Source organism: Candidatus Accumulibacter necessarius (assembly GCF_036625085.1).
Genome location: NZ_JAZKUM010000003.1, coordinates 78,974 through 104,561, shown reverse-complemented (window position 1 = coordinate 104,561; position 25,588 = coordinate 78,974). Strand labels below are relative to the sequence as shown.

Annotated in this window: 27 protein-coding genes and 6 pseudogenes; 18 read left to right on the top strand and 15 right to left on the bottom strand. The window is 64.7% G+C overall.

What is annotated here, in order from left to right:
- Nucleotides 1-112: 112 nt before the first annotated feature.
- The 8 genes from V5B44_RS08620 to V5B44_RS08585 all read right to left on the bottom strand — a co-directional run bounded on the left by V5B44_RS08620 (nucleotide 113) and on the right by V5B44_RS08585 (nucleotide 9,242).
- Complete coding sequence (locus V5B44_RS08620) at nucleotides 113-550, bottom strand: hypothetical protein (RefSeq protein WP_332358670.1); 438 nt, start codon at nucleotides 548-550, stop codon at nucleotides 113-115.
- 6 nt (nucleotides 551-556) lie between these two features.
- Complete coding sequence (locus V5B44_RS08615) at nucleotides 557-952, bottom strand: CBS domain-containing protein (RefSeq protein WP_332358669.1); 396 nt, start codon at nucleotides 950-952, stop codon at nucleotides 557-559.
- A 71-nt stretch (nucleotides 953-1,023) separates the two neighbouring features.
- Nucleotides 1,024-1,260 (bottom strand): hypothetical protein, encoded by a 237-nt coding sequence (locus V5B44_RS08610; protein ID WP_332358668.1) that lies wholly within the window; start codon nucleotides 1,258-1,260, stop codon nucleotides 1,024-1,026.
- Between the two features lie 108 nt (nucleotides 1,261-1,368).
- Nucleotides 1,369-2,871, bottom strand: a complete 1,503-nt coding sequence (locus V5B44_RS08605) for a DUF1538 domain-containing protein (RefSeq protein WP_332358667.1) — start codon at nucleotides 2,869-2,871, stop codon at nucleotides 1,369-1,371.
- 431 nt (nucleotides 2,872-3,302) lie between these two features.
- The gene (locus V5B44_RS08600) at nucleotides 3,303-4,550 is read right to left on the bottom strand and encodes a hemolysin family protein (RefSeq protein WP_332358666.1); all 1,248 of its coding nucleotides are present in this window, start codon (nucleotides 4,548-4,550) and stop codon (nucleotides 3,303-3,305) included.
- Nucleotides 4,551-5,978 carry a hemolysin family protein gene (locus V5B44_RS08595; protein WP_332358665.1) on the bottom strand — a complete coding sequence of 476 codons (1,428 nt, stop codon included), beginning with the start codon at nucleotides 5,976-5,978 and terminating at the stop codon, nucleotides 4,551-4,553.
- 601 nt (nucleotides 5,979-6,579) lie between these two features.
- On the bottom strand, nucleotides 6,580-8,073 hold the full coding sequence (locus tag V5B44_RS08590; RefSeq protein ID WP_332358664.1) for an aminoacyl-histidine dipeptidase: 1,494 nt from the start codon (nucleotides 8,071-8,073) through the stop codon (nucleotides 6,580-6,582).
- 131 nt (nucleotides 8,074-8,204) lie between these two features.
- Nucleotides 8,205-9,242 (bottom strand): metal-dependent hydrolase, encoded by a 1,038-nt coding sequence (locus tag V5B44_RS08585; protein WP_332358663.1) that lies wholly within the window; start codon nucleotides 9,240-9,242, stop codon nucleotides 8,205-8,207.
- 376 nt (nucleotides 9,243-9,618) lie between these two features.
- On the opposite strand from V5B44_RS08585, the gene V5B44_RS08580 reads away from it, so the two are divergent.
- Together V5B44_RS08580 and V5B44_RS08575 are read left to right on the top strand one after the other, a co-directional pair.
- Nucleotides 9,619-10,587 (top strand): N-acetylmuramoyl-L-alanine amidase, encoded by a 969-nt coding sequence (locus V5B44_RS08580; protein WP_332358662.1) that lies wholly within the window; start codon nucleotides 9,619-9,621, stop codon nucleotides 10,585-10,587.
- Nucleotides 10,588-10,817: 230 nt separating this feature from the next.
- A complete protein-coding gene (locus V5B44_RS08575) occupies nucleotides 10,818-11,855 on the top strand; it encodes a TIR domain-containing protein (protein ID WP_332358661.1) in 1,038 nt (345 codons plus the stop codon).
- A gap of 12 nt (nucleotides 11,856-11,867) precedes the next feature.
- Here the strand turns inward: V5B44_RS08575 and ispF are convergent.
- Together ispF and ispD are read right to left on the bottom strand one after the other, a co-directional pair.
- Nucleotides 11,868-12,348 (bottom strand): annotated as a pseudogene (gene ispF, locus V5B44_RS08570) (2-C-methyl-D-erythritol 2,4-cyclodiphosphate synthase).
- Nucleotides 12,345-13,042: pseudogene (ispD, locus tag V5B44_RS08565) on the bottom strand (2-C-methyl-D-erythritol 4-phosphate cytidylyltransferase). Before ispD ends, ispF begins: the two co-directional pseudogenes overlap by 4 nt.
- A 36-nt stretch (nucleotides 13,043-13,078) precedes the next feature.
- Here ispD and amrB point away from each other — a divergent pair.
- From amrB to amrS, 4 genes and pseudogenes are all read left to right on the top strand, one after another.
- Entirely contained in the window at nucleotides 13,079-13,900 is an 822-nt protein-coding gene (gene amrB, locus V5B44_RS08560; protein WP_332358660.1) for an AmmeMemoRadiSam system protein B, read from the top strand.
- A complete protein-coding gene (locus V5B44_RS08555; protein ID WP_332358659.1) occupies nucleotides 13,890-14,126 on the top strand; it encodes an AMMECR1 domain-containing protein in 237 nt (78 codons plus the stop codon). Before amrB ends, V5B44_RS08555 begins: the two co-directional genes overlap by 11 nt.
- Nucleotides 14,062-14,532: an AmmeMemoRadiSam system protein A gene (gene amrA, locus V5B44_RS08550; protein WP_332358658.1), complete on the top strand. Its 471-nt coding sequence runs from the start codon at nucleotides 14,062-14,064 to the stop codon at nucleotides 14,530-14,532. Before V5B44_RS08555 ends, amrA begins: the two co-directional genes overlap by 65 nt.
- Nucleotides 14,423-15,529 (top strand): annotated as a pseudogene (gene amrS, locus V5B44_RS08545) (AmmeMemoRadiSam system radical SAM enzyme). Before amrA ends, amrS begins: the two are co-directional and overlap by 110 nt.
- Here amrS and V5B44_RS08540 read toward each other — a convergent pair.
- The gene (locus V5B44_RS08540; protein ID WP_332358657.1) at nucleotides 15,510-15,821 is read right to left on the bottom strand and encodes a hypothetical protein; all 312 of its coding nucleotides are present in this window, start codon (nucleotides 15,819-15,821) and stop codon (nucleotides 15,510-15,512) included. The pseudogene amrS and the gene V5B44_RS08540 sit on opposite strands and share 20 nt — an antisense overlap.
- Nucleotides 15,822-15,824: 3 nt before the next feature.
- On the opposite strand from V5B44_RS08540, the gene V5B44_RS08535 reads away from it, so the two are divergent.
- Nucleotides 15,825-16,190 carry a hypothetical protein gene (locus tag V5B44_RS08535; protein ID WP_332358656.1) on the top strand — a complete coding sequence of 122 codons (366 nt, stop codon included), beginning with the start codon at nucleotides 15,825-15,827 and terminating at the stop codon, nucleotides 16,188-16,190.
- Here the strand turns inward: V5B44_RS08535 and V5B44_RS08530 are convergent.
- A complete protein-coding gene (locus V5B44_RS08530) occupies nucleotides 16,187-16,519 on the bottom strand; it encodes a hypothetical protein (RefSeq protein ID WP_332358655.1) in 333 nt (110 codons plus the stop codon). The genes V5B44_RS08535 and V5B44_RS08530 overlap by 4 nt on opposite strands.
- Nucleotides 16,520-16,662: 143 nt before the next feature.
- Between V5B44_RS08530 and V5B44_RS08525 the strand changes: the two genes are divergently transcribed.
- The 8 genes and pseudogenes from V5B44_RS08525 (at nucleotide 16,663) to V5B44_RS08490 (ending at nucleotide 22,637) form a co-directional block, all read left to right on the top strand.
- Nucleotides 16,663-16,908, top strand: coding sequence for a hypothetical protein (locus V5B44_RS08525; protein WP_332358654.1), 246 nt, complete (start codon nucleotides 16,663-16,665; stop codon nucleotides 16,906-16,908).
- On the top strand, nucleotides 16,905-17,546 hold the full coding sequence (locus V5B44_RS08520) for a DUF2760 domain-containing protein (protein WP_332358653.1): 642 nt from the start codon (nucleotides 16,905-16,907) through the stop codon (nucleotides 17,544-17,546). The genes V5B44_RS08525 and V5B44_RS08520 overlap by 4 nt, the downstream gene beginning before the upstream one ends.
- Nucleotides 17,464-19,310, top strand: a pseudogene (locus tag V5B44_RS08515) (Hsp70 family protein). Before V5B44_RS08520 ends, V5B44_RS08515 begins: the two are co-directional and overlap by 83 nt.
- A gap of 788 nt (nucleotides 19,311-20,098) precedes the next feature.
- The gene (locus V5B44_RS08510; RefSeq protein WP_332358652.1) at nucleotides 20,099-20,947 is read left to right on the top strand and encodes a tyrosine-type recombinase/integrase; all 849 of its coding nucleotides are present in this window, start codon (nucleotides 20,099-20,101) and stop codon (nucleotides 20,945-20,947) included.
- Nucleotides 20,948-20,957: 10 nt separating this feature from the next.
- Nucleotides 20,958-21,155: pseudogene (locus V5B44_RS08505) on the top strand (transposase zinc-binding domain-containing protein); the annotation flags it as partial.
- A 379-nt stretch (nucleotides 21,156-21,534) separates the two neighbouring features.
- Nucleotides 21,535-21,735, top strand: coding sequence for a hypothetical protein (locus tag V5B44_RS08500; protein WP_332358650.1), 201 nt, complete (start codon nucleotides 21,535-21,537; stop codon nucleotides 21,733-21,735).
- Nucleotides 21,728-21,934, top strand: coding sequence for a hypothetical protein (locus V5B44_RS08495; RefSeq protein WP_332358649.1), 207 nt, complete (start codon nucleotides 21,728-21,730; stop codon nucleotides 21,932-21,934). Before V5B44_RS08500 ends, V5B44_RS08495 begins: the two co-directional genes overlap by 8 nt.
- Nucleotides 21,935-22,277: 343 nt before the next feature.
- Nucleotides 22,278-22,637, top strand: a complete 360-nt coding sequence (locus tag V5B44_RS08490; protein ID WP_332358648.1) for a type II toxin-antitoxin system HicB family antitoxin — start codon at nucleotides 22,278-22,280, stop codon at nucleotides 22,635-22,637.
- Nucleotides 22,638-22,722: 85 nt separating this feature from the next.
- On the opposite strand, the gene V5B44_RS08485 is transcribed toward V5B44_RS08490, so the two are convergent.
- On the bottom strand, nucleotides 22,723-23,100 hold the full coding sequence (locus V5B44_RS08485; protein WP_434735428.1) for a group II intron maturase-specific domain-containing protein: 378 nt from the start codon (nucleotides 23,098-23,100) through the stop codon (nucleotides 22,723-22,725).
- Nucleotides 23,101-23,338: 238 nt separating this feature from the next.
- On the opposite strand from V5B44_RS08485, the gene V5B44_RS08480 reads away from it, so the two are divergent.
- Together V5B44_RS08480 and V5B44_RS08475 are read left to right on the top strand one after the other, a co-directional pair.
- Complete coding sequence (locus V5B44_RS08480; RefSeq protein WP_332358646.1) at nucleotides 23,339-23,614, top strand: BrnT family toxin; 276 nt, start codon at nucleotides 23,339-23,341, stop codon at nucleotides 23,612-23,614.
- Nucleotides 23,580-23,855: a BrnA antitoxin family protein gene (locus V5B44_RS08475; protein WP_332358645.1), complete on the top strand. Its 276-nt coding sequence runs from the start codon at nucleotides 23,580-23,582 to the stop codon at nucleotides 23,853-23,855. The genes V5B44_RS08480 and V5B44_RS08475 overlap by 35 nt, the downstream gene beginning before the upstream one ends.
- Before the next feature lie 86 nt (nucleotides 23,856-23,941).
- On the opposite strand, the gene V5B44_RS08470 is transcribed toward V5B44_RS08475, so the two are convergent.
- Nucleotides 23,942-24,202: a hypothetical protein gene (locus V5B44_RS08470; protein ID WP_332358644.1), complete on the bottom strand. Its 261-nt coding sequence runs from the start codon at nucleotides 24,200-24,202 to the stop codon at nucleotides 23,942-23,944.
- Nucleotides 24,203-24,485: 283 nt separating this feature from the next.
- Between V5B44_RS08470 and V5B44_RS08465 the strand changes: the two are divergent.
- Nucleotides 24,486-24,608, top strand: a pseudogene (locus V5B44_RS08465) (integrase); the annotation flags it as partial.
- 51 nt (nucleotides 24,609-24,659) lie between these two features.
- On the opposite strand, the gene V5B44_RS08460 reads toward V5B44_RS08465, so the two are convergent.
- Nucleotides 24,660-25,556: a LysR family transcriptional regulator gene (locus tag V5B44_RS08460; protein WP_332358643.1), complete on the bottom strand. Its 897-nt coding sequence runs from the start codon at nucleotides 25,554-25,556 to the stop codon at nucleotides 24,660-24,662.
- Nucleotides 25,557-25,588 lie beyond the last annotated feature (32 nt).

Here is a 25,588-nt window from a genome sequence, read left to right as displayed (position 1 = left end):
ATCAGTCCGGACCCCGCACATTGGACCAGGTGCATTAAAGCTGCCTGAACCACACCGCAACCGTCGCGAACAAGCCCTGCGGTCGGCTCCTGTCAGCATGCTGACCCTGACCTCAATCCCTGACACTGATAGGCAGCGGCGCCATCTCCTTGTAGAGCAGCGGCAACGGTGGCTTGCGCGAGACGGTGATGATCCGGGTTCCCGGAGGATAAATCAGGTGGTAGGTCAGGAACATATGCGCTTCGTCTACGCCGAACAGCAGTTCGCGCAAGGCGGCATAGCCGGGATGGCCAAGAACGGTTACTTCCTTGTAGTCCCGCTGATTGAGCCGCAGCGAGCGTGCGCCGAACTCCAGTTCGGGCGTCTTCGACCCCAACAGTTCATGCGTCAACCGGTGGCGAATCTCGGGCAGGACGATCACACCAACGCAGTCAGCGCCCACCAGCCACTCCACCGCCCGCGCTTCGCCGCCGGGATCGGGAACGTGGTCACCGAAGGCCTGACACCAGCGCGGGAAGTGCGCTGCATAACGGTGAACGATCTTTTCCATGCGCGGCTAGCGTTCGTCGGCAGCCCGGTGGATGAGACTGCTCACCACATCGGTGTCCGAGACGAAGCCCTGCAACTCGTTATTGTCGATGACCAGAACACTCTTCACCGAATACTGGATCATCAGGCGTGCCAGGTAACGGATTTCGAGGTGCTGCGACACCTGCAGCGCCGGCTTCTGGGCGATGTCATAGACATTGAGCAGATCGATGTCGCCGTCCTCGGCGATCACCGCCCTGGCGACGTCACGATAGGCGATCAGGCCGTAAGCGTCGCCGGAGTGGCGCTTTTCCACTACCAGCGATTTGACGCCGCGATCCTTCATCATCATCAGCGCCTCGCGTACGGTGGCCAGCGGACTGATGGTGACGACCTTCTTCTTCATGATTCCGGCAACCAACATGGCAAGCACTCCTTCAGTCAATGATCGTGGTCAGAAATCGGCAAGCTGCCGGGTGAATCGCCGCGGGCCGCTCACAGATCCTCCTCGACTTCGCGCCGGAAGGCCTGCATCTGCGCCAGCCCGATGCCGACGACGCTGCCAAGCGGCAACGAAAACGCCAGACCACCGCCCGGCAGGTCCATTTTCATCTGCATCTTGACCGAGCGCAGGATGCGCATCGCCAGCTGCTTTTCCACGACGCACAGCAGCAACGACTCCTTGCGCTCCAGGCCCAGACCGAGAAAGGTCTTGCGCTCGTTGTGCCGCAAGCCCCTTGCCCTTGAGAATGGTTATCCCGGTCGCGCCGGCCTCCTTGAGAATCTCGACCGCCCGGTTCTCGTCTTCTTCCGGAACGATCAGCACCACAGCAGAGAACTTCATCGGCTTTTCTCCTTGACAGATTTCCGCGCGCGCTGCAACCAGCTGGCCAGCATGCCGTAGGACATGACGATGATCATCGGCACCAGCGAGGCGAAAGCAATCAGGCCAAAACCGTCGATCATCGGGTCACGACCCGGCGTCCGTTCGGCCAGACCGACGCCAAGCGCCGTCACCAGCGGGACGGTCACCGTCGAGGTCGTCACGCCACCACAGTCGTAGGCAATCGGCACGATGAAGTTCGGTGCGAACTTGGTCATGGCAAGCACCAGCAGGTAGCCCGGGATCAGCCAGTAGGCGATGTTGGTACCGTCGATGATGCGGGCGCAGCCGATGACGATACCGACGCCGACACCGACGGAGACCAGCGAACGCAGCCAGAAACCCTTGAGCTGCCCGAGACTGACCTCGTCGGCCTTGATCGATAAGGCGATCAGCGCGGGCTCCGCCATCGTGGTGGCAAAACCGATCAAAAAACCGTACAGATAGACCACCCACATGGCAACACCGTCACGCATCAGGCCGCTGGTCATCTCGTCGCCGAGCGGAAAGAGCCCCACCTGCAGCCCTTCGTCGAACATGAAGAGTCCCACCGCGACCAGCACCATGCCCACGGCCAGGCCCTTGGGGTCGGCGAGAGGCCGCCGCAGGATGACGAAACTGGAGAAGAGTACAACGGCAATGATTGGCAGCAGGTTCCTGACCATGATCAGGAAGTCGATCAGCATCTCGAGTGCCGCATACTTGTGCTGGTCGTCACTCGGCATCATCACCACTGACGTGCCGGCGGCCGCGGGAACAAAGAACAGGATGCCGTAGAGCTGGATGATGATCATTGGCGCCAGCGCACCAAAGGCAATCAGACCAAAGCCGTCAAGCATCGGGTTGCGGCCGCGGATACTGGTCGCCAGCCCGACCCCAAGGGCGGTCAGCAGCGGTGCGGTAACCGTCGACGCGACGACACCACCTGAGTCGAACGCCAGGCCAACCAGTTGCGGCGGCGAAAACGCCGTCAGAACGATGACCACCAGATAGCCCGGAATCAGATAGTTGCCGATCGAATGCCCGAGGACGATTCGCCAGACACCGACCACCACCGCCAGACCGACACCGAGCGCCGCCACCATGCGCAGAGTCAGTGCACCCATGCTGCCACCTGAAACCGCCTCGGCCTTGTAAGCCACCGCCATCAGCGCCGGTTCCGCGGCGACCGAGGCGAAGCTGATGCAGAAGGCGAACAGCATCAGCCAGACGAACGAGCCGCGGCGGGCAAAGTCGAACGCCATGGTTTCGCCGGCCGGAAAGATCGCGGCGTCGAGGCCCTTGACGAACAGCGCCAGACCGAGGAGAACGACGGCAAAGCCGCCGATCAGCGCCGCCGGACTTTCCGGCATGCGCTGGATGAAAAATACCTGGAAAATGACGACGACGATCAGCGTCGGCGCCAAGTCCCGTGCCGCCTCATGCAGGAGCTGGCGGACTATGCGTAGCAGCGATCCCATGCCCGCCCTAATTGCAGACGGCCGCGCCAAGGCGTCGAGCCGGCAATCGGGATGGGGTGTGGCGGTCGTGGTTCATCGGCTCGGCAGCAGGAAAGTGAGAAGTCTTGATCGCCATACGCCCAATCATGCCGGAGATTCGACCCTGGGGCAAGACTTGAACAATCAAACTTCATAGGCATACCCGGAGTCGATGCCCATGACGCCAACTGACGGGAGTCAGGATACCGGCGTCGGTCTGTCCGGTGTCTATCTCTCAGGTGTCTATCGGTGGCCTCACGATCGACAGCAAGATCCCCGCTCTACACGTCCGGCAGCCAAAGCTCGGGAATGCCCAGGCGCGTAGAGCGGGACTTTAACCTCATGGTCATACTCCAGCGTCGTCTCGGACACCTCACCCATCAACCGCACGTCGGCGGCAAGAGGCGGCACCGCTACCAGCGGATCTGCACTTCCTGGATCACCTGCGGTGTCGCGCGCTGAATCGTGAACTTGATGCCTTCGACCTCGATCATCGTCCCGGGCTTGGGAATCTCTCGCGCGTACTCGAGGAGAAAGCCGGAAAGGGTTTCGTGGCTGCCGTCGCCGGGCAGCTTCAACCCCAGCTTCTCGATCAGCATCGTCGGATCGGCACGGGCACTGACCAGGTAGTCGTGGTGGCCGAGCTTCTTCAGCCACTCGGCCGGCTTTTCCTGCCGGTCGTACTCGTCCTGCATGTCCTCGACCACCTCTTCGATGATGTCCTCGATGGTAATGATTCCCTCGGCACCGCCGAACTGATCCATCACCACGGCCATCGCGTCGCCATCCTTGCGCAGTTCGACGAGCATCGACTCGGCGCTCTTGCTGGCTGGCACGTAGCGCGTCGGGCTGACAAAGCCCTCGATCGACAGCGACTGGTCGACGCCGAGCAGGTCCATGGTGTTGAGCACGCCGATGACACGGTCGATCCGCCCGTCGTAAACCGGCAGGCGGACGTGCGAGCTTTCAACCGCCAACCGCACCGCCTCACCGACCGTGCAGCGCTTTTCCACCGCGTTTACGTCGATCAGCGGCACCATCACCTTGTAGACCGAGGTCTCGGAGAAGTTGAACATGCGCCGGATCATCGTCTTTTCGATCGCCTGGATGTCGCCGCCTTCCTGTGGCGGCATCTGCACCATGCTCTGGATCTGCTCGCGCAGGGTGAAGGGGTTGTGCTCGTCGCGGCTGCCGGCAAGCCGGGAGAGAAACTTCGACAGGGTCACGAAGATGATGAGGATCGGCGAAAAGAGAATCGAGAAAAAGCGCAGGATATAGATGACGTAGGGCGTGATCGTATCGGCGCGCTGCTGGAAGACGCTCTTCGGGACGATCTCGCCGAAGACCCAGATCAGCGGCGCGACCAGCACCACGGCCAGCCAGCTTCCCGCCTCACCGAACAGCGAGATCATCAACGAGGTGGCGATCGTCGAGTTGGCTACGACCGCGATATTGGTCCCGACCAGGGTCGTCGACAGCAACCATTCTGGCCGCTTCTCGAGCATCTCGAGCGCCAAGCGCGCGCCGCGTGAGCCCTTGGCTGCGTCGTGGCGCAGTTTCATGCGATCGGCACTGACGACGCCGAGCTCGGAACCCGAGAAAAAGCCTTCGGCGATCAGGCAAACGATCATCAGCAGCGCAGTGAGCCAGAGGTCATCCATTTACAACCCCTCCCGCTTTTTCTGCGCATCTGCCGCCGGTCGCTCCGGCTCGACAGCCACACTACCATCAACCGCCAGGGGCAAGGGCGCCGCGCCGGCGCCTTCACCGTTTGCCCGTGCCTCGCCGGGTTCGCTCTCGGACAGCGGCTGCTCGATCACCTCCGGCAGTCGTTCGACCAGCACGCGCGTAATGCGGTTGTGCTCGATACCCTCGACCGTGAACTTCAGCCGGCAGAAATCGATCGACGCCCCGCTGGTCGGCAGTTCGCCAAAGGCCTCGAGCAGTGCGCCAGCCAGTGTCTCGACCTCCTCACTCTCGATTTTCACCCCGAATTCTTGATTGAAGTCATCGAGAGACATGCTCGTATCGATCACACGCCGGCCATCGGAGAGCTCGCTCACCAGGTGCCGCGGCACCACCTCGCTATCAGATGGGCTGGTAATCTCACCGAAGACACACTCCAGCAGATCTTCCATCGTCACCAGGCCGGTGACGCCACCGTACTCGTCGACGATCAGCGCGAACGACAACTTGCGCTGACGGAAGGTGTGAAAGAGCTCGACCGCCGGCTTTGATTCGGGGAAGAAATGCGGCTGCCGCAGCAGCTTGCGAAAGCCCTGGGAATCACGTTCCAGCCGGGCAAGATCAACGCCGAGCAGGTCGCGCGTGTAGAGAATCCCGAGGATGGTATCGCGGCGGCCCTTATACACCGGATAACGCGACTGGCGGGTGGCCTTGATCTGTGCCAACAGTTCCGGCACCGGCAAGTCCGCCGACAGGAACTGGATGTCGGAGCGCGGCCGCATGATGTCGCTCAACGACTTGCTGCCGAACTCGAAGATCTTCTCGATGTACGCCGCCTCCTGGGTGTCGAGCGCACCCTCACCGACCGCATCATGCACCAGCGTGCGGATCATGTCCTCGGTGACCAGATTGCCCGCCGAGCGCTGTTTGCCGACGATCAGGGTGATGAAGAACTCGGCAACGTGGCGGATCACTTCGCGCAAGGGCGTGATCAGGCGCGCGAACAGCGCGATGGGCCGGCACTCGACGCTGGCAAAGGCGACGTTGTTGCGGATCGCCAGCACTTTCGGCGTGATCTCGCCAAACAGCAACAGGATCGGCACCATCACCAGCAGGTTGATCATCTCGTTCTCGCCACCGAAGAGGTGGATGATCATCGCCGCCGAAATCACCGAAGCGGAGACATTGACGAACTCGTTGCCGATCAGGATGGTGACGATCAGCCTCCGCGGCTCGCTGCGCAGCCGCTCGATCAACTCGATGCGCGGATGCTTGCTGGCGCGCATCTGGTCAAGCTGGTAAGAACTCAGCGAGAACAAAGACGTTTCGGTACTTGAGAAAAACCCGGAAAAGCCCAGCAGAACGACAAAAACAATCAGTTCGATCCAGAGTGCGGGATCCATACTTACCTCCCAAGTCAAAGTCGCCGCCACCGCGCGATCGAGATCACGCCGGATGCGTGATGAACCAAAGCAGCCTGAGGACACTTCTCGCCGCCCCGGAGGCAGGTTGACAACAACCCCTGCGCCACCGGCGGACCGACGCAACAAGGCGCTGTCCGCTCCTCCCGGCGCTCGGCCGCGATTATCAGCGAGCTTGATGCCAAGGTCAAATACCAGTCCACGGCGCTTCCCATCGATTCCGGGCGATGTGTCAGGCGGTAAGAGAGGCATTGCTGAACAATGCACCTCCATCCCGGCTGGGTAGCTTGACCAAGCCGGGCAACGGTGGAGGGATTCGACCCAATCGATGACAAAGAGCTTCTTGTCGACGGGACGACGGATACATGAAGTACGTATCAGGCGCCCGCGCGCCACCGACCTCCAACCCGATGCCGAGCCTGCCGCTGATGCGCAGGGCATTGCCGACGCCGCACAGAAGGCTTCCTCGCGCGAGTAGCGCCGCCTTCCGGCGCAGCCCCCAGCCATGGCACACGTCGATCGGTCCTGATACGGATCTTGTACGCTGCCCCAACGGTCGGCTTGCTGCTCCGGAAGGATTGGTTCAACCTTCGGCGCCTGGCGAGCTGACAGCGGCAAGGATGGCAGTCAGCAACTGCCAGGCATGCCCGACTGAAGCAATCTCGACCCGCTCACCGGGGGCGTGCGCGCCGCAGATCGTCGGCCCGAATGACACCATGTCCAGATCCGGATAGCTCGCGGCAATGAGGCCGCATTCGAGGCCGGCGTGGATGATCTGCACCCGCGATTCGTCGCCGAACTCCTGCCGGAAAACCGACCGACAGAGAACGAGCAACGGCGAAGCAGGATTCGGCGCCCAGCCGGGATAGTGGCCGGCCGTCTCGGCTGGCGTACCGGACAGGGCGAAGAGGCTGACAATCTCGTCGGCGAGCGCCCTGCTGCCACTATCGATCAGCGAGCGGACCATGAAGTTGCACGAGCCGTTGGCCGGGTCGACCGCGACCACGCCCAGATTGCTCGACGTCTCGACCACCCCGGCGACTCGCCGGCTCCAGCGCCGGACGCCATGCGGTGCCGCATGCAGGGACGCCAGCCAGAGCGCCTGATCCTGAGCGGACATGACGCGTCCGACGGAGGCCGGAGCGCAGGCAATGCGCAGCTCCTCATCGACGCCCAGCAGTTCCTGGCGCAATAGCGACTGCCACGAGGCCAGGCTCGCGGCCAGCGTCGCGACCTGCCGACCCGGCAAGGCCACCGTTGCCGACGCCTCCCTGGGCAGGGCATTGCGCGCCGAACCGCCATTCAGATCCACCAAACGCAGCGGCCAGCGGCGCTCCAGGTCACGCAGCACACGCACCAGGAGCTTGATCGCGTTGCCCCGTTCCTCGTGAATATCGACGCCGGAATGCCCCCCGCGCAGGCCGCCGAGGTCGATCCGCCAGGCCTCGAAGCCGGGCGGTAGCGGTTCTGCCGTCCCCTCCCTGCGCACGTTGACGTCCAGTCCCCCGGCGCAGCCCATAAAGAACTCGCCCCACTGCTCGGTGTCGAGGTTGAGCAGAAGGCGGCCCTTCAGCACGCCAGCCTCGAGGCCCCTGGCCCCACCCATCCCGGCCTCCTCGTCGACCGTCAGCAGGGCCTCGATCGGCCCGTGGACCAGTGACGCATCCTCAAGTACCGCGAGGATCAGTGCGACCCCGATGCCGTTGTCGGCGCCGAGCGTGGTGTCCTCGGCCACCAGCCAGCCATCCTGGTAAACGGGCCGGATCGGATCACGGGAAAAGTCGTGTGCCACCCCGGGGTTCTTCTGGCACACCATGTCCAGGTGAGCCTGCACGACGAGCACCGGCGCGTCTTCCCTGCCGACACTGGCCGGCTTGCGGATGAGGAGATTGCCGGCGCCATCCACCCTGACGACCAGCCCCTTGGCCAGCGCCCACTGCCGAATCTCATCGCGTAGCGGCCCCTCCGCCTTCGACTGGCGCGGAATGCGGCAGAGCCTGGCGAAGTGCGCCCAGACGGCAACCGGCTCAAGGCCGGAAAAGACCGATTCAGCAATCGCTTGTGGCATGTCGTTCATTTGACTTGACCAGTCTGTTTCATGGTCGATAAGCAATCCCGAGCAGATACGTCAGCCGGCTTCAGCGCGCCCTGTGGCGCGGGCGACAAACGACTGCATGCGCCGAGGCCATCGAACGGCCTGACATCTAACTACCTGGCGTTGCCAGGCGAAGGCAGGCTGCGGTAACCCACAGCCGTACCGCTGATCTCGCGCCACAGTTCGCTGATCGGCACGCGGTTGCTCGCCGTGAAGTCGACCCACTCGGTGGGCACTGCCGCGCCGGGGTGGAAGCGAACGCCCCAGATCGGCTCGAAGGCATCGGTGCGCAGCGAATAGCGGGCGTCACCGATGACCGTCGGGTCGCTGCCGGCAAGCGCTGTCCAGCCGGCAGAAAAATAGCTGAAGCGGGCAAAGTCGCGGCGGACGCGGTGATCGGCTCTGGCCTCCGGCGAGAGGTCCTTCTCGAGCAGCAGATCGACGTGGCTGCCCGCCTTCCAGAGGGTCGTTTCGGCGCCGAGCATACGCAGACGGTCCGTATACAGCGTCTCTCCCGACTGGTAAACCGATCGCCAGAGCACCGGATTACCGACTGTCGGAAACATCTCGGCGCGCGCTACCGGATGCCCGCGGGCGGCGGCGATCCGCGCCTGCACGTCGAGCGCGCGCTCACGCTGCCAGGCCGCCAGGCCGACGTAGCCAAGACCGAGCAGCAGGGCCAGCAGCGCCGGACCCCGGGAGCGCCGACGCACGGCAAACACCAGCCCGACGAGGAGGATCAGCGTCAGCCAGGGGCCAATGGTGGTGATCCAGTGCCAGGCCACGCGCACCGGCGAGAACGGCCACAGCAGATGCGTCCCGTAGTTGGTACAGGCGTCGAGCACCCCATGCGTTGCATAGCCGAGGGTGCCAGCCACGAGGAGCGGCCGCCAGTCGGGGCGATGGCGCTGCTGCAGCAGCCACGGCGAGGCAGCGAGGACGCCGCCAAGCGGAATGAAGGCCAGCGCGTGCGTGAAGTGGCGGTGGTACTCGATCGCCAGCAAGGGATCAGTCGAGCTCCTGATCAGGATGTCGATATCAGGCAACACACCGCCGAGGCCGCCGACCAACCACGCCTGGCGCCCCAGACGCGGGCCAAGGGCAGCCTGCGCAGCCGTTGCACCGAGCAGTGCATGAGTCAGTGGATCCATTCGAACTCCAGCCACCGGTTGGGTGCTCATCGCGGCTGGCGGGATCGCCCGGCAGCCGGAAACCTTCTCGCCTGCTACAGCTTGACCTGCGGCAGTCAGATCACGGCCGCCAGACAGCCACCGCCGCGCCGGCATTATCGCCTGAAGCTGCCCCGCCCGGCCGCTTGATCGAAGAAGTGGTTGCCGGCGTTGCCGCTCGCGGACCTTCGATGCGCTCGACTTGTCAACACGAGACCGGCCTGCCGGCGTGCGCAACCATGAAATGGACGCCCCCGGTAGAGATGATGCTACGATTCAGCGCTGCATAGACACCCGTTCCCAGGCGCGTCACCGATGCGTCGCTTTCAACCTCACTCAAACCCGGCGAGGACAGCCCATGACTCTGAGAATCGAAAACCACAAACTGGTCGGCGACCAGGTCAGCCATCGCGACACCCCCAACCGCGGCGGTGCCATGAACCCCAGCTATCTCGTGCTGCACTACACGGCCGGGCGCTCGCTCGAAAGTTCGGTCGAGTCGCTGTGCACCCGCAAGCCGCAAGGCAATGCGTCGGCGCACATCGTGCTCGGCCGCGACGGGCGAATCGTCCAGCTGGCGCCGTTCAACATCGTCACCTGGCACGCCGGCGTCAGCCAGTGGGCAGGGCTGGTCGGCCTCAACTCGCACTCGATCGGGATCGAGATGGACAACGCCGGGCTGCTGAAGCGGGTAGGCAGCCAGTACCAGGCATGGTTCGGCAAGGTCTATCCGGAAGACGAAGTGATGCTGGCCGCGCATCGCAATGGCGGGCCGGTGTCGCCATGGCATGCCTATACCGAGGTGCAGATCGAACGCGCAATCGAACTCGCCGATCTCCTCGTCGAGCACTACGGTTTGCAGGACGTGCTTGGCCACGAAGACATCGCGCCAGGCCGCAAGACCGACCCCGGCCCGGCTTTCCCGCTAGGGGCGCTGAAGAGCCGTGTCCTCGGGCGCGAGAACGATTCCCCGGCACGCTACCGGGTGACCGCCAACAGCCTGAACATCCGCAAGGGACCCGACGCCAGCTTCGAACCGGTCGCCCCCGCACTCAAGAAGGGCACCGAAGTGTTCCTCCTCGAGGCGCGTGACCGCTGGAGCCTGGTCGAGGTGGTCGCCAACGCCGAAGTCGAGGGCTGGGTCAGCAACGCGTTCATCGCGCCGGCCAGCGCCGGACGCAGCGCGGTGGCGCCAGCGGCCGGCAGTGTCGAGCCGGTGTCCGCAGAAGCGGTCCCTGCCGGCAAGGCCAGAAAAGCCGCCGTAAAGGGAGACGCCAAAAAGAAACTGCACGGCGCGAAGAAACACCACCCGGTCGCCGATGACTAGTAGTTCGTTCCGCCAAACCAATTACATGAAATCGCGCCTTCTCGCGCCATGCGGCGTTGCAAATCCTCGCCATAGCTACGGCTATGGCTATGGTTTGCGCCTTGCCTTGCACGAGAATGCATCAATTTCATTTGTAATCTTATTGACGGCACGAACTACCAGTCAGCCCAAACCCGGCACGGCCAGCGCAAGGTCCTGGTCGCTGACCAGCGGCGAGGCATAGCATCGCCGTGCCAAAGCTGTTCATCAGTTACCGGACTGCCGACGGCAAGGACAAGGCGACGGCTCTGGCGCGCGATCTCGGCGCCTTGTTCGGCGATGCGCAGGTGTTTCTCGACAAGGACGACCTGCGCGGCGGCGTCCACTGGAGCGATGAGATCGCCCGCACCATCGAGACCCGGCCCGTCCTCCTGCTGTTGCTGACACCGCAACTGCTGGCCGCGACCGACGATCGTGGACGCCTGCGCATCGCCAATCCCGATGACCCGGTCCGGCGGGAAGTCACCGCCGCCATGGCAGCCGGGGCGCATCTCGTGCCACTGCTGTGCGACGGGCTCGAGACACCACCGCCAGCCGCCGAATTGCCGGCACCGTTCGACCGCCTCGGCGACTTCAGCTGGCTGCCGCTGCGGGCCTACGACTGGGACAACGACGTCGAGCGTCTGGTGAGCGACCTGCGTGCGCTCGGCGTCGTCCCGGCAGCGCCGCCTGCCCCGCCGATCGCCGCACCGACGCCCGGCGGCGGTCGCGGCCGCCGGGCGTGGCTGGCACCGCTGCTGGCGGCGGCAGTGCTGCTCGCGCTGGCGGGCGGCTGGTACGCCTGGCGCCCGGCAAAGCCGCCGGCCACGGCCACCGCGTCTGCCACGGACGTTACAGCGGCCTGGCTGGCAGCGCTGGCGCCCGACGAGCAGGTCACCCTCTGGCTACGGCAAACAGGCAGCGAGTTGGCACTCAGCAGTCGGCCGGTAGACATCAGCGCCCGCGCCGACTGGGCCGACTATCGTCGGTCCTGGCGCGAAAGCTCGGCCAGCGAACTCAATGCCATTGCCTACCGTGGCCAGGGGACGACCCGCATCGTCCCGGACGGGAGCACGGTCATCGACATTGCCCTTGAAATCATCAGCAGCCCCGGCGGGGTAAGCATCGATAGCGGCAACCTGCAGGCGACAGTCAGTGTGGACGGCGCGACCATGGACGGGCGAATCTGGTCGAACAGCGCGCAGGCCGAACGGCCGGTGCGTCTGACGCGCGTGCTGCCGGCGAAGTGACTCGGCGCTCGCTCAGCCCTCGCGGCTGATCAGCACCACCGCCTCGGTCGCAATGCCCTCGCCACGGCCGACAAAACCCAGTCGTTCGGCCGTCTTGGCCTTGACGTTGACGCAGTTCACGGGCACCTGCAGGTCGGCGGCGATATTGGCCACCATCTGCGGCAGGTACGGCGCCATCTTCGGCGCCTGGGCGATGATCGTCGCGTCGACGTTGCCGACCTGCCAGCCGTCCTGCAGCAGCAGGGCGACGGTCGCGCGCAGCAGCTGCCGGCTGTCGGCACCGCGATACGCGCTCGTCGGTATCGGGAAAATGGCGACCGATGTCGCCCAGCGCTGCCGCGCCGAGCAGCGCGTCGGTGATCGCATGCAGCAGCGCATCCGCATCCGAGTGACCGAGCAGGCCGGCAGGATGCGGGATGTCGACGCCGCCAAGCACCAGCTTGCGGCCGGGAACCAGCGCGTGAATGTCGCAACCCTGGCCAACGCGGATCATTCGCCGCCCCTTGCCGTCGCCTGCAGGATCATCTCGGCCAGACGCAGGTCGGCCGGAAAGGTCACCTTGAGGTTGCTGGCATCGGCGCGCACCAGTCGGGGCTTCAGGCCGGCGGCCTCGATCGCCGACGCTTCGTCGGTGCCGCCGGCGTGCTCGGCCAGGAGCCGCGTCAGCAGGCCGTAGCGAAACATCTGCGGCGTCTGCGCCTGCCACAGGCCATCGCGCGACTCGGTGCGCGCCACCCGCTGTTCATCGTCGACACGCTTCAGCGTATCGGCCACCGGCGTCGCCAGCAGGCCGCCGACCGGATCGTCGGCCAGTTCGTCACACAGCGCAGCGAGCATGGCCTGCGACAGGCAGGGGCGAGCGGCGTCATGTACCAGCACCCAGTCGTCGTCGTGCGCGCCGTCGCCGCCGCACGCAGGCCATTGGCGACGCTTTCGGATCGCGTCGCACCGCCACAGAAAACCGTCTCCAGCTTGTGGCCAAGGCTTGTCCAGTCGTACTGTCGCCACCATCTATCGTCGGGAGAGAGCACGACCCAGACGCGGTCGATGCGCGGGCAGCGGCACAAGGCCGCCAGGCTGTAGTGGATCAGCGGTCGCCCGGCGAGCGACTGGTACTGTTTGGGGGTGTCGCCGCCGAAGCGTGAGCCGGTACCGGCAGCGGGAACGATTGCGTAGTAGCGTGGCATGGTCTAATTTTAAGCTATTCGTTAAGGAGCACGAACATGAGCTACTCGACACCCCACATCCGTCCAGCCGCGGTCGCCGGCATGTTCTACCCGGCGTCGCCAGGCGGCCTGATCCGTGACCTCCAGCAAATGCTCGACCGGGCGCCGTCGCTGCAGCGCGGGGCGACCGAAGGCGATCATTGCCCCCCATGCCGGCTACGTCTATTCGGGACCGATCGCCGCCAGCGTCTATGCACCGCTCGCTTCCCTGCGCGCCAGAGCATCCGGCGCGTCGTCCTGCTCGGCCCGACGCACCGCGTCGCGGTCGATGGCCTGGCGGTGCCCTCCGCCGCCGCCTTCGCCACGCCGCTCGGCGACATCCCGATCGACCAGGAGGCGATCGCCGCCATCGACCATCTGCCGCAGGTGGTCGTCAGCGACGCCGCGCATGCCCTTGAGCACTCGCTCGAAGTGCAGTTGCCGTTCCTGCAGACGGTGCTCGCCGAGTTCACGCTGGTGCCGCTCGCCGTCGGCCGCGCCTCGGCGGCACAGGTGGCCGAGGTGCTCGAATGCCTGTGGGGTGGCGACGAGACGCTGATCGTGATCAGCTCCGATCTCTCCCACTACCTGCCCTACGCGCTCGCGCGCGAGACCGACAGCAACACCGCGCGGCATATCGTCGCCCTCGAACCGCACATCGATCATCAACAGGCCTGCGGCGCGACACCGGTCAATGGCCTGCTGCTCGCCGCACGTCGGCATGGCCTGAAGGCCGAGCTGGTCGACCTGCGCAATTCGGGCGACACCGCCGGCGATCGCTCGCGGGTCGTCGGCTACGGCGCCTTCACCTTCAGCGCGGAGCCCGAACATGTCCACTGAGGGCCTCGGCAGCGCCCTGCTGGTGACGGCGCGCAACGCCATCGCCAAACGCTTCGGCCTCACCGGGTTCCCCGTCGAGCCTGTGGCGGAACTCGCCGAGCCCGGCGCGACCTTCGTCACGCTGACGCAGAACGGCCAGTTGCGGGGCTGCATCGGCAGCCTTGAAGCGCACCGGCCGCTGGCCATCGACGTCGCCGAGAACGCGCTCGCCGCGGCCTTTCCGTGACCACCGCTTTGCGCCCCTGAGCGAGGAGGAGTTTCCTCGTACCCGCGTCGAGGTTTCGCTGCTGACGCCGGCCGAACCCTTCCCGGTGACCGACGAGGCCGACGCCCTGGCGCGCCTGCGGCCCGGCATCGATGGCCTGGTGCTGTCCTACGGCAGACGGCGCGCGACCTTCCTGCCGCAGGTCTGGGAATCGCTCCCGGATGCGCGCCAGTTCATGGCGCAACTGAAACTCAAGGCCGGCCTGCCGGCCGATTTCTGGCACGCGGACCGACCCTCGCGCGCTATGGAGTACGCAAATGGAAAGAGAAGTGAACCACCAGCCGAAAGTACCGGAGTCCGCCCACCCCGGCCGCTGGTGGCATGCGATCGAGGACGAACGCATCCAGTGCGACCTCTGCCCGCGTGACTGCAAGCTGCATGAGGGCCAGCGCGGCGCCTGTTTCGTTCGCCAGAACCTCGGCGGCCAGATGGTGCTGACGACCTACGGCCGTTCGTCCGGCTTCTGCATCGACCCGATCGAAAAGAAGCCGCTCAACCATTTCTTTCCCGGCTCGGCCATCCTGTCCTTCGGCACCGCCGGCTGCAATCTGGCCTGCAAATTCTGCCAGAACTGGGACATCTCGAAGTCGAAGGACATGGACCGCCTGCTCGACGCGCGAGCCCGGACGGCATCGCCGCGGCGGCGGTCGCCTACGGCGCCCAGTCGGTGGCCTTCACCTACAACGATCCGGTGATCTTCGCCGAGTACGCGATCGACACCGCCCTCGCCTGCCACGAGCGCGGCATCCGACGGTTGCGGTCACTGCCGGCTACATCCATGCCGACCGGCACGCGAGTTTTTCGCCGTCATGGACGGTGCCAACGTCGACCTCAAGGCGTTCACCGACGATTTCTACTTCAAGCTGTGCGGCGGCCACCTGCAACCGGTGCTCGACATCCTCGCCTACATCCATCACGAAACGAAGTGCTGGCTCGAGATCACCACCCTGCTGATTCCGGGCAAGAATGATTCGGCGAGCGAGATCAAGGCGCTCGCCGACTGGGTGGCGCGCGAACTCGGGCCGGATGTGCCGGTGCACTTCACCGCCTTCCACCCCGACTGGAAGATGGACGATCTGCCGGCGACCCCGCCGTCGACGCTGACCCAGGCACGGCGCATCGCGCTCGACGCCGGCCTGCACTATGTCTACACGGGCAACGTTCATGACACCGAGGGCGGCACCACCTTCTGCCCCGGCTGCCAGGCGGCGCTGATCGAGCGTGACTGGTACAACATCCGCCATTACGACCTGCCCAGCGACGGCCGCTGTCCGCACTGCGGGACGATGATTGCCGGCCACTTTGCCCGCTTCGGCAAGCCTTTCGGGCCGCGCCGCGTCCCGGTCAGGCTGCTGCGTCGTTGACCGAAGCGATCTCCTTTCCCGGCGACACGGCGATCTCGATCAACGCCGGGCACGGCTCGCTGCACGGCCGGCTGAGCCTGCCGGCGAAGATCTCGGCGGTGGTCGTCCTGACCCACGCCGGCCCGGCCCCCGAGGCGCGCGATGACGCGCTGGCCGTGATCCTCCAGCACGCCGGCATCGGCACGCTGACGCTCGACCTGCTGACCGACGCCGAGGAGCGCTTCGCCGATCGCCACGCAATGTCTCGCTGCTCGCCAGGCGCCTGCTCGATGCCCTGGCGCTGCTCAAGCAACGCATGCTGCTCGGCGAACTGCCGACGCTGCCGATCGGCCTCTGCGCCGCCGGCGACTGCTCGCCGGTCGTGCTGCGGGTTGCCGCGCTGCGCGACCACGACGTCTACGCCGTCGTGTGCCGAGGTGGCCTGATCGATCTCGCCGGGATGCTTTACCTGCGGTCGCTCACCGCGCCGTTGCTGCTTCTCGTCGCCGAGGACGACGAGCGCGTCGCCGCCAGCAACCGGCGAGCCCTGAGCGAAATCAGCTGCCGCAAGGAATTGAGGCTGCTGCCGGCGAATACGCACTCGCCGGATTCCGCGGCGGCGTTCGAGCTGGTCGCCCGCGAGACGGCGCGCTGGTTTGTCCAGCGCCTGCCAGGGGACTAATCCGGCGGCAGCGCCGGATCGGGGCGGACAGCGCCGGGCGAGAGGACCGGCGGCGGGTTGGTCTCCTCCGGCGACAGCGCCCGGTCACGCGGTACGGCATTCGGCGACAGCACCGGCCCGGGATCGGTCTCTTCCGGCGACAGCGCACGGTCGGGACGCACCGCACCGGGCGACAGCACCGGTCCCGGGTTGGTCTCCTCCGGCGACAGCGCGCGGTCTGGACGCACCGCGCCATCACTGGTGTATTGCTGCGCCCGCGCCGGCAGGCCGGCAAACGTGATCGCACTGCAAAGCAGCGCGACCGACAGGCATCGACGGTTCGACTTCATGCGGCATCCTCCCTGTACGCAAACCCGGAATCCCTGGCAAGAAAGCGCCCTTGCCCAAGCCACTGTAACGGGTCGGCAATGCCCGGTCAATCGCACATCCGGCAATCCAGCGAGAGCGAGGCGCGCTACCCGAAATCGGCAAAATGGTTTATATTGCGCTGCAGCAGACGCCCCTGAGGTACCCGCCAGAGACTCATCAGCGCCCTGGCGACGATCACCGACCGGCGTTGCGTCTGACCCCGGCGATCGCTACCATGCGCCAGCCCGAGCAACCCCGGATCGCGGAAGAACCGGCGTTCGACTCGCCTGGCCGCACGGCGCAGCCGCTGCCGAGCCTGACAACACCCGACATGGCCGCCTGTGCGGCAAACACCAGGAACATTCCATGAAACAAGCCAACCCATCCCTGTTGAGCAGAATCTCCCTTGCCTTTGGCAGCTTTTTCTCGATCATTGCCGATGGCCAGTTCGCCGCCCGCGTCCAGGCCTTGCGTGCCGGCGAGCAGCGCGCCGAGCCCTCGGCCCCCGCTCCGGCCGCTGCAAAGCCGAGCGCACCGCCGCTGGTCGAAGCCGCGCCGGACGGCGCGCTGCAACTCCTCGGTCTGCTGCAGCGCGAAGCACGCCTGATCGATTTCATCCAGGAAGACATTGCCGCCTACGCCGACGCCGACGTTGGCGCCGCTGCCCGCGTCGTGCATGAAGGCTGCCGCAAGGTGCTGCAAGACAACTTCACCATCGGCCCGGTGCGCAGCGAAGCCGAGGGCAGCCGCGTCACGCTGCCGGCAGGCTTTGATGCGGCGGCGATCCGCGTCACCGGCAACGTCGTCGGCCAGCCGCCGTTCAACGGCAGCATCACCCACCGTGGCTGGCGCGTGAGCGAAACCCGCCTGCCCAGGCTCGCCGGCAGCCACGACCTGCGCATCGTCGCCCCGCGGAGGTGGAACTATGAGCGAGCCCAGGTTCTCCATCGGCATCGACCTCGGCACCACCCATTGCGCCCTCTCCTACGTCGATATCGGCGCCTGTGATGGCGAACAGGTCACGCAGCATGTCTTGCCGATCCCGCAATTGACTGCCCCCGGTTCGGTCGAGTCGATCGGCCTGCTGCCGTCGTTCATCTACCTGCCGCACGCCAGCGAACTCGCCGCCGGCGACCTCAGCCTGCCGTGGACCGCCGAGCAGGACTACGCGGTCGGCGAAATGGCCCGCAGCCGCGGTGCGGCGACGCCGATCCGCCTGGTTTCGAGCGCCAAGAGCTGGCTCTGCCACGCCGGCGTCGACCGGCGTGCGGCGATCCTGCCCAACGACGCGCCGCCGGAAGTGGCCCGCCTGTCGCCGCTCGAGGCTTCGCTGCGCTATCTCGCCCATCTGCGCGCCGCCTGGGACCAGGCGCAACCGACCGCGCCCTTCGCCGAGCAGGAGATCGTCGTCACCATCCCCGCCTCCTTCGACCCGGCCGCGCGCGAACTGACCGCCGAAGCAGCCCGCGCCGCCGGCTGCGAGCGCATGATCCTGCTCGAGGAGCCGCAGGCGGCGCTCTACAGCTGGATTCAGAAGAGCGCCGGCGGCTGGCGCAAGCAGGTACGGCCGGGCGACATCATCCTGGTCGTCGATGTCGGCGGCGGCACCAGCGACTTCTCGCTGATCGCCGTGCTCGAACGCGAAGGCACGCTCGAACTGCACCGCGTCGCCGTCGGCGAGCACATCCTGCTCGGCGGTGACAACATGGACCTGGCGCTGGCCTATGCCGTCGCCGGCAAGCTGTCGGCGCAAGGCAGCAAGCTCGACGCCTGGCAACTGCGGGCGCTGACCCACGCCTGCCGATCGGCCAAGGAGACGCTGCTCAGCGATCCCGAAGTCAAGCAGGTGCCGCTGGTCATCGCCAGCCGCGGCGCCAAGCTGATCGGCGGCTCGATCCGCAGCGAGCTGACGCGCGACGAACTGGCCACCACCCTGCTCGAAGGCTTCTTCCCGCCGGCCGCCATCGCCGATCGCCCGCAGGGTCGCGGCCGCGCCGGCCTGACCCAGCTCGGCCTGCCCTACGCGCAGGATGCCGCCGTCACCCGCCACCTCGCCGCCTTCCTCGCCCGCCAGGTGGCAGCGACGGCCGATCTCGAAGGCTTCAGCGGCGAGTTGCCGGCCGACGCCAGCTTCCTGCATCCGACCGCCGTGCTGTTCAACGGCGGCGTCTTCAAGTCCGATCTGCTCGCCGAGCGCACGCTGTCGACAGTCAATTCCTGGCTCGCCGCCGAGAGGCGCCGGCTGCCCGCCTGCTCGAAGGCGCCGACCTCGACCTCGCCGTCGCCCGCGGCGCCGCCTACTACGGCTACGTCCGCCGCGGCCAGGGCGTGCGCATCCGCGGCGGCACGGCGCGCGCCTACTACGTCGCCGTCGAATCGGTGATGCCCGCCGTACCCGGCATGCAGCCGCCGGTGCAGGCGCTGTGCCTGGCGCCTTTCGGCATGGAGGAAGGCACCGAAGCCGCCCTGTCGGCGCTCGAATTCGGCCTGGTCGTCGGGGAGCAGGTCCGCTTCCGCTTCTTCGGCTCGTCGGTTCGCCGCCAGGACCAGGTCGGCACCCTGCTCGAAGACTGGGAACCCGACGAACTGCAGGAACTCGACGAGATCCAGACGACGCTGCCAAGCGACGGCCGCGCCGCCGGCGAAGTGGTGCGCGTGCGGCTGCATGCCCGCGTCACCGAGGCCGGAACACTCGAACTCGAGGCGCTACCGCACGATGGACCGCAGCGCTGGAAAGTGGAATTCGACGTGCGCGCCGGCGCGAGCGACTGATTGCTGGCTCGTGGTGCCGCGGCCCCGGTGGGCCGTGGCACCACGAGCATCTAGCGGGTGTACGACGTCCGGAGTGCTCGCCCGCCCGGCTTGCGGGTTGGAGAAGCCAGAAGCCGGTCGTCCGGGCAGCGCCGACGATCCCGGACGCCACCGTTCCGGCGCGCGAAACCGGGCTCATGAAGCTTGTCGTCAGGCGCCTTGGCAGCAGCAGGCGCTGGCGTCTTTCTCCCGGCGCAGGCGGTCTTCAGCTCGCCTCACAGGCGCAACGGCAGAAGACGAACCGGGTGATCGCTGACCGCGAACAGGCCTGTCCCCTCTTCCTCGGCTCGTTGAAACCCATGCGCGGCGAGCCCAGCGAACTGACCCCGGCGGGTTCCCCGGGGCATGGTATAGTTCCCATAGACCTCTGCCATATTGGGTATCCGCAACGGGCACCCAGCCCATGAATGCGCCTTTGAAAAAGACGCAATTGCCGAATCTTTTAGTTGACGCCGGGAATTTTTATCATATTGTTCCAAATGGATTTTTATCTGAATTGGATCAATGCCAAACGACTAGCGACGCAAAGCAAACCGTCAATTGGGACGGCTACATCACGTTGAACTAAAGCGCTCTGCGCTGGCGTAGGCACCCCAGCGCCCTTGCGCTCTCCTTCCGCTGCTGCCTGCGTTCGTCCTCGCCCTTACCCTGACCGCTTGAGGTCTCGACGCCTCGCTTCCCGACTCGCTGGCAAATCCTCGATCCTCCTGGCTGCGGGGGACGTCCCCGCAGCAACCGAGGAGAGAGTCATGAGTGAGCTGCGTGAAAGAATGAGCAACGCCATGTGCCTGCGGGGAATGGCGGCACGGACCCAGGAAGCCTACATCGGTGCGCTGGTCGAACTGGCGAAGTACTACCAGCGATCGCCGGCGGACTTGCGTGTCGAGGAAGTCCAGGCCTACCTGCTGCACCTGATTCGCGACAAGAAGCTCGCTTACGCGAGCGTCAATCAAGCCTCGTGTGCCTTCCGCTTCCTCTATCGGCGGGTGCTCGGGCGCCCGGAAGCCGGCTTCGACATCCCGATGGCCAAAGTGCCCCAGCGCCTGCCGCAGATCCTCTCGCGCGAGGAAGTCGCGCGCCTGATCGACTCGGCGAGAACCCTGCGCGGGCGAACGCTATTGATGACCACCTACGCCGCCGGCTTGCGGGTCTCGGAAGTCTGCGCCCTGCAGGTGGGGGACATCGAGAGCGCCGCCGATCGCATGTGCCTCAAGGTGCGCCAGGGCAAAGGCGGCAAGGATCGTTACACGCTGCTGTCGCCGCACCTGCTCGCCGCCTTGCGCACCTACTGGCGCGACACCCGGCCGCGGCTCTGGTTGTTCGCCAACCGGGCCGGCACCGGCCCGATGGAAATCCAGACCGCCCAGCGGATTTACTATGCGGCACGCAACGCCGCGTGCATCGCCCCCGAAGGCGGCATCCACGGTCTTCGCCATGCCTTCGCCACGCACCTGCTCGAAGCCGGCGTCGATCTCTACAGCATCGGCCGGCTCCTCGGCCATGGTCATCTGTCGACCACCTCGCGCTATCTGCATCTGGCACGCTCAAAGCTGACCGGCAACCCCTCGCCCCTGGACCTGCTCGACCCGCCCAGTTGAGCCACCGCCAGTGACCCTGGCCGAGGTCTTCCGCTGGCACGGGCCGGCGTACCTCGCCAAGCACGCTTTGTCGTCGGCTAAGGCCAAGGTCTGGCGGGCGATCGTCGCCTGTCGCACGGCCATCCTCGGCGGCCACGTCGAGACCTGTGACGGCTGCGGGGTGACGCGACACGTCTATCACTCGTGCCGCAACCGCCACTGCCCGAAAAGCTAAAAGGGGCCAGGGTCGATTAAAGGCCAAACTTTTCATCCGACTTGGGAAGACAATAGGGGACAGACCACGGTTTCTGAACCAAGACTGAGATTATGAGAAGACGCAAAATCTACGTTGAAACCTCCGTGATCAGCTACCTTACCGCTCGTCCCAGCAAGAACGTGATCGAAGCTGGTCATCAGCAGAGCACTTTTCTCTTCTGGGATCGACGTGGCGAATTCGACTTGGTGGCATCGGAACTTGTCGTCACTGAATGCAGCCTGGAACATGCTGTTGAAGCAAGCAGACGGCTCGACGCGCTATTGGCAAGACCGCTGCTCGACATCAACGCGCACAGCGTTGAAATCGCGAAAGGGCTGGTTCTTCAGGTATCGTGGCGATCAAGGCGAGCGAGGACGCCATGCATATTTCGATCGCCACAGTTCATTTCGTGGACTATCTGCTGACGTGGAACTGCCGGCATATTGCCAACCCGGCAATTCAAGCGCGAATCGCCGAGCATTTCCGACCGCTGGGTTTGTTCTTGCCTTTCATTTGTACACCTGACGAACTCTTGGGAGATGAATATGACTGATAGCATCATCCACGAAGTACGAGCGATTCGCGAACAACACGCCGCTGGTTTTGGCTTCGATCTCGATCGCATTTTTGCCGATCTACAGGCGCGCCAGAACAAACACGCAGCCGAAGGGTGGACGGTCATTCCTGCCCCCGCCAGCCCACCACCGGAGGCTAACTTGGCATTGCAGCGGACTCGCTTCGCTCACCGCTAAATTTCAACGTTCGGCCCCATAGGAAGGGTTCCAGTTCGTTGCTGCTCTTTGCACCGTTTCTTGCAGTTGCACTGCTTGCGCAGTGATGTTGCCCGCAGTATCATCATGCACCATGAATACTGCCGCAAAACTGCTTCAAGCCATGCGTAGCAATCCACTCGACTAGAAGCTTGCGCAGCTTCAAACAGTAGCGCGCCAGAACGGAATCGACTGGCGGCACGTTGGAACCAGCCACTGCGTCTTTGTGCGCGCTGATGGCAAGACGCTCCCCGTTCCGGCCCGGCGTCCTATCAAGCCGATCTATGTCAAGAAGTTCCTGGAACTCGTTGAAGGAGCATGAACCATGGGAAAGAGAATTGACTACCCGTTTGAGATCCGCCCGCTGTCGGCTGAGGAAGGCGGTGGCTTTCTCATCTCGTACCCTGATTTCTCGGAGTGCCTCTCCGATGGCGAGACAGTCGAGGAAGCACTCGCGAACGGGAAGGATGCCTTGAAGTCAACGATTGCCGCACTCAAGGCCAGGGATCTACCAATTCCAGCCCCGAACAGCGGGGGTGTCGCATCCGGAAAGTTTGTCGCCCGCGTTCCAAAGACGATCCACGCGCGGTTGGCTACACGCGCAAAGGCAGAGGGCGTGTCACTAAATACCCTTGTTGTCACGTTCATCGCGGAAGGTCTTGGGCGCAAGGAGCGGCACGCGTAGTAGCGAATGTGGCCGAATCGGGTAGCCAGAGGTTTCTCTCCCCCGGCCCCCACACCACCCACCGTGGGTGTCCGCAGTGGGCGGTTCAACGAGTTGGCGCGCTCGACGAAGTAACTTGAGCCGAGTAACCCTGGGCCTTGCACCACAGGGCCTTGACGCTGAGGAGGCCTTGCGCCTCCAGCCAGGCAATGGAAAGGGCCTTTTGTACCGCCGGGGTTCGCGCCATATGCCCGTAGCGCTGGCTGCTGACGCCATGCTGGATCGCCGTTTTCAGGCGAACGCCCAAAGCCAGCAGGTGGCTGGTCTTCGTCCGCGGCCAGCGCCACTGTTTCCAGTAACACATGCGCACGCGGCGGCGCAGCCACTCATCCAGCGCCGGGATCGGCCGGTAATACTGGCTGATGCCAAAGTACCCGAACCAACCCCGCAGGAAGTTCCCCAGTTTGTTCAGCCGAACGGTCATGGAAATCCCCCAACTGCGCCCCGTCAGTTCCCGACCCGGTGGAAGAATAGGGGACCACAGTTTCCCGCTTGCTTGCTCGTTATCGCGCAAACCGTGGTCTGTACATGGGCCACTCCAGCCAGCAATGGTCGTTCTGGCCGCTGCGGGCGCCTCACCTCGAACGTTCGACCCCTTCGGCCCACCTTTAATTGCACCTACAGTTTGCCTTGACTCTCGGACAGAATGTATCTACAATTTGATGATGGCTAGCTACGACGAAACCAAGCGCCAAGCGAACATTGCCAAACACGGCATTGATCTGGCGGCGCTGTCGAGTTTCTTCGATGGTGACTTGCTGACCCGCGAAGATGCGCGCCAAGCTTATGGCGAGTTGCGCTTTCAGAGTGTTGGCTGGCACGGGGAAGAAATGCTGTTCGTCGTCTGGACGCCGGGCGACGACGAATGGCCCCATATTATTTCAGCGCGAAAGGCGGAAAAACATGAACGTGAAGCGTGGGCCAGTTTCTGTAAGTGATTCTCCGGCTACTCAGCCGGACGATTGGAATAATGCTTTTGTCACCCATTCAGCGGATGAACTGCGCGAGGCAGTTGCCGCACGTCGCGCTCGTGGGCCAAACAAAAACCCAACCAAGGAGCAAGTCGCAGTGCGATACAGCCCCGAGGTTCTTGCTTATTTCCGTGCTACTGGCGCCGGTTGGCAAACTCGCATGGACGAAGCCTTACGCGAGTATGTGTCTCAACACAAGGCGGCTTAGTCGGTGGTCCGGGGCGAATCGGATAGCCGGAGGTTTCTCGCCCCCGGCCCCCACACCACCCACCGTGCGGGTCCGCAGTGGGCGGTTCAACGAGTTGGCGCGCTCGACGAAGTGACTTGAGCCGAGTAGCCCTGGGCCTTGCACCACAGGGCCTTGACGCTGAGGAGGCCTTGCGCCTCCAGCCAGGCAGTGGAAAGGGCCTGTTGTACCGCCGGGGTTCGCGCCATATGCCAGTAGCGCTGGCTGCTGACGACGCCATGCTGGATCGCCGTCTTCAGGCGGACGCCCAAAGCCACCAGGTGGCTGATCTTCGTCCACGGCCAGCGCCACTGTTTCCAGTAACACATGCGCACGCGGCGGCGCAGCCACTCATCCAGCTCCGGGATCGGCCGGTAATACGGCTGATGCCAAAGCAGAATTGACCTTGAGTTTGAGGCGGGTCTCCAGGTAACGCGTGAGCCCCACCCAAATAGCACCCCGAGGACTGCCTGCTGCCTGGAGAGTGGCAGTGAATTGAAGGCGGCAGTTGAGGCGGACTGGCGACGATGCAATGGGTGGCGGGTGATCAACTACACCCGAGTCTGGCATGACGCAGCGGCTTACGAAAGAGCCGATCACGGTCTCCCAATTATGGAATCCAATCACCGCCGGGAACCCTGGAACAAAGGCAAATCGGTTGGTCAGAAGCCGCCGCTGAAGCCGAAGGACATCTGGGCCATCCGAATCAACCTTCAGAACGCGCATCAGGTTCGACAAAGCGATTCAGAAACCGCCGCTCGCCTCCGTCGGTGTTGCTCCAATCATCTAGCGGAGTGCCGCGCAGACGTTCCTGACATGACCACGTAACCAGCGATGTGCTGGGTCGGCATCCAGCCTTGGGTGCCAAAGCAGTGAAATCGTGATCTCCGGCGTGCTGACCGGAAGGGGGAAACTGTACATGCCTTCGCGCAGATTCCCGGTGTGTCGTTCGGGAACGCTGGCGATCAGGTCTGATGCCCGGGCCAGGGCCAACGAGGTCGAAAAGCCACCGACGATGGTGACGATCTTGCGTTCCAGCCCGACTGCTCTCAGCGCCTCATCAATCGGCCCCTTGTCCACACCCTGACGCGAGACGTAGACATGCCGTCCGGCCGCATAACGGGAAGGTGTGACTTCACCCTGGCTCAGCGGGTGCCCCATGCGCACGACGCCGATGAAACGATCCCGGAGCAATGCCTGCGCCCGCAGTTCCGGCGCCGTCGACTGCCCCACAACACCGGTTTCCAGATCGACAAGCCCATCGCGTAGCGGCTTGCTGTCTTTGTCGGATTTTTGCACAAAGCATAGCCGTACGCCGGGTGCTTCGTCGCCAATGCGGGCAATCAAATCGGGTCCGAAATTTTCGACGAAACCTTCGCTGGTCCGTAGCGTGAAGGTCCGGACCAGTTGTTTGAGGTCAAGCCTTTCGGCCGGGCGTAAAACAGCCTCCCCGTCCCGCACCAGCTGGCCCACTTGCGCGCGCAGTTCGATCGCGCGCGGCGTCGGAACGAGACCGCGCCCGGCCCTGACCAACAAAGGATCGCCCGTCGTCTCGCGCAGCCGCGCCAGCGCCCGGCTCATGGCCGATGGACTGAGCCGCAAACGTCGGGCAGCGCCGGCAACGCTGCCTTCGGCGAGCAACACATCCAGGGTGAAAAGCAGGTTCAGATCGGGTCTCGACATGGGGTAACGATAGCAGTGTTTGTTCGATATAG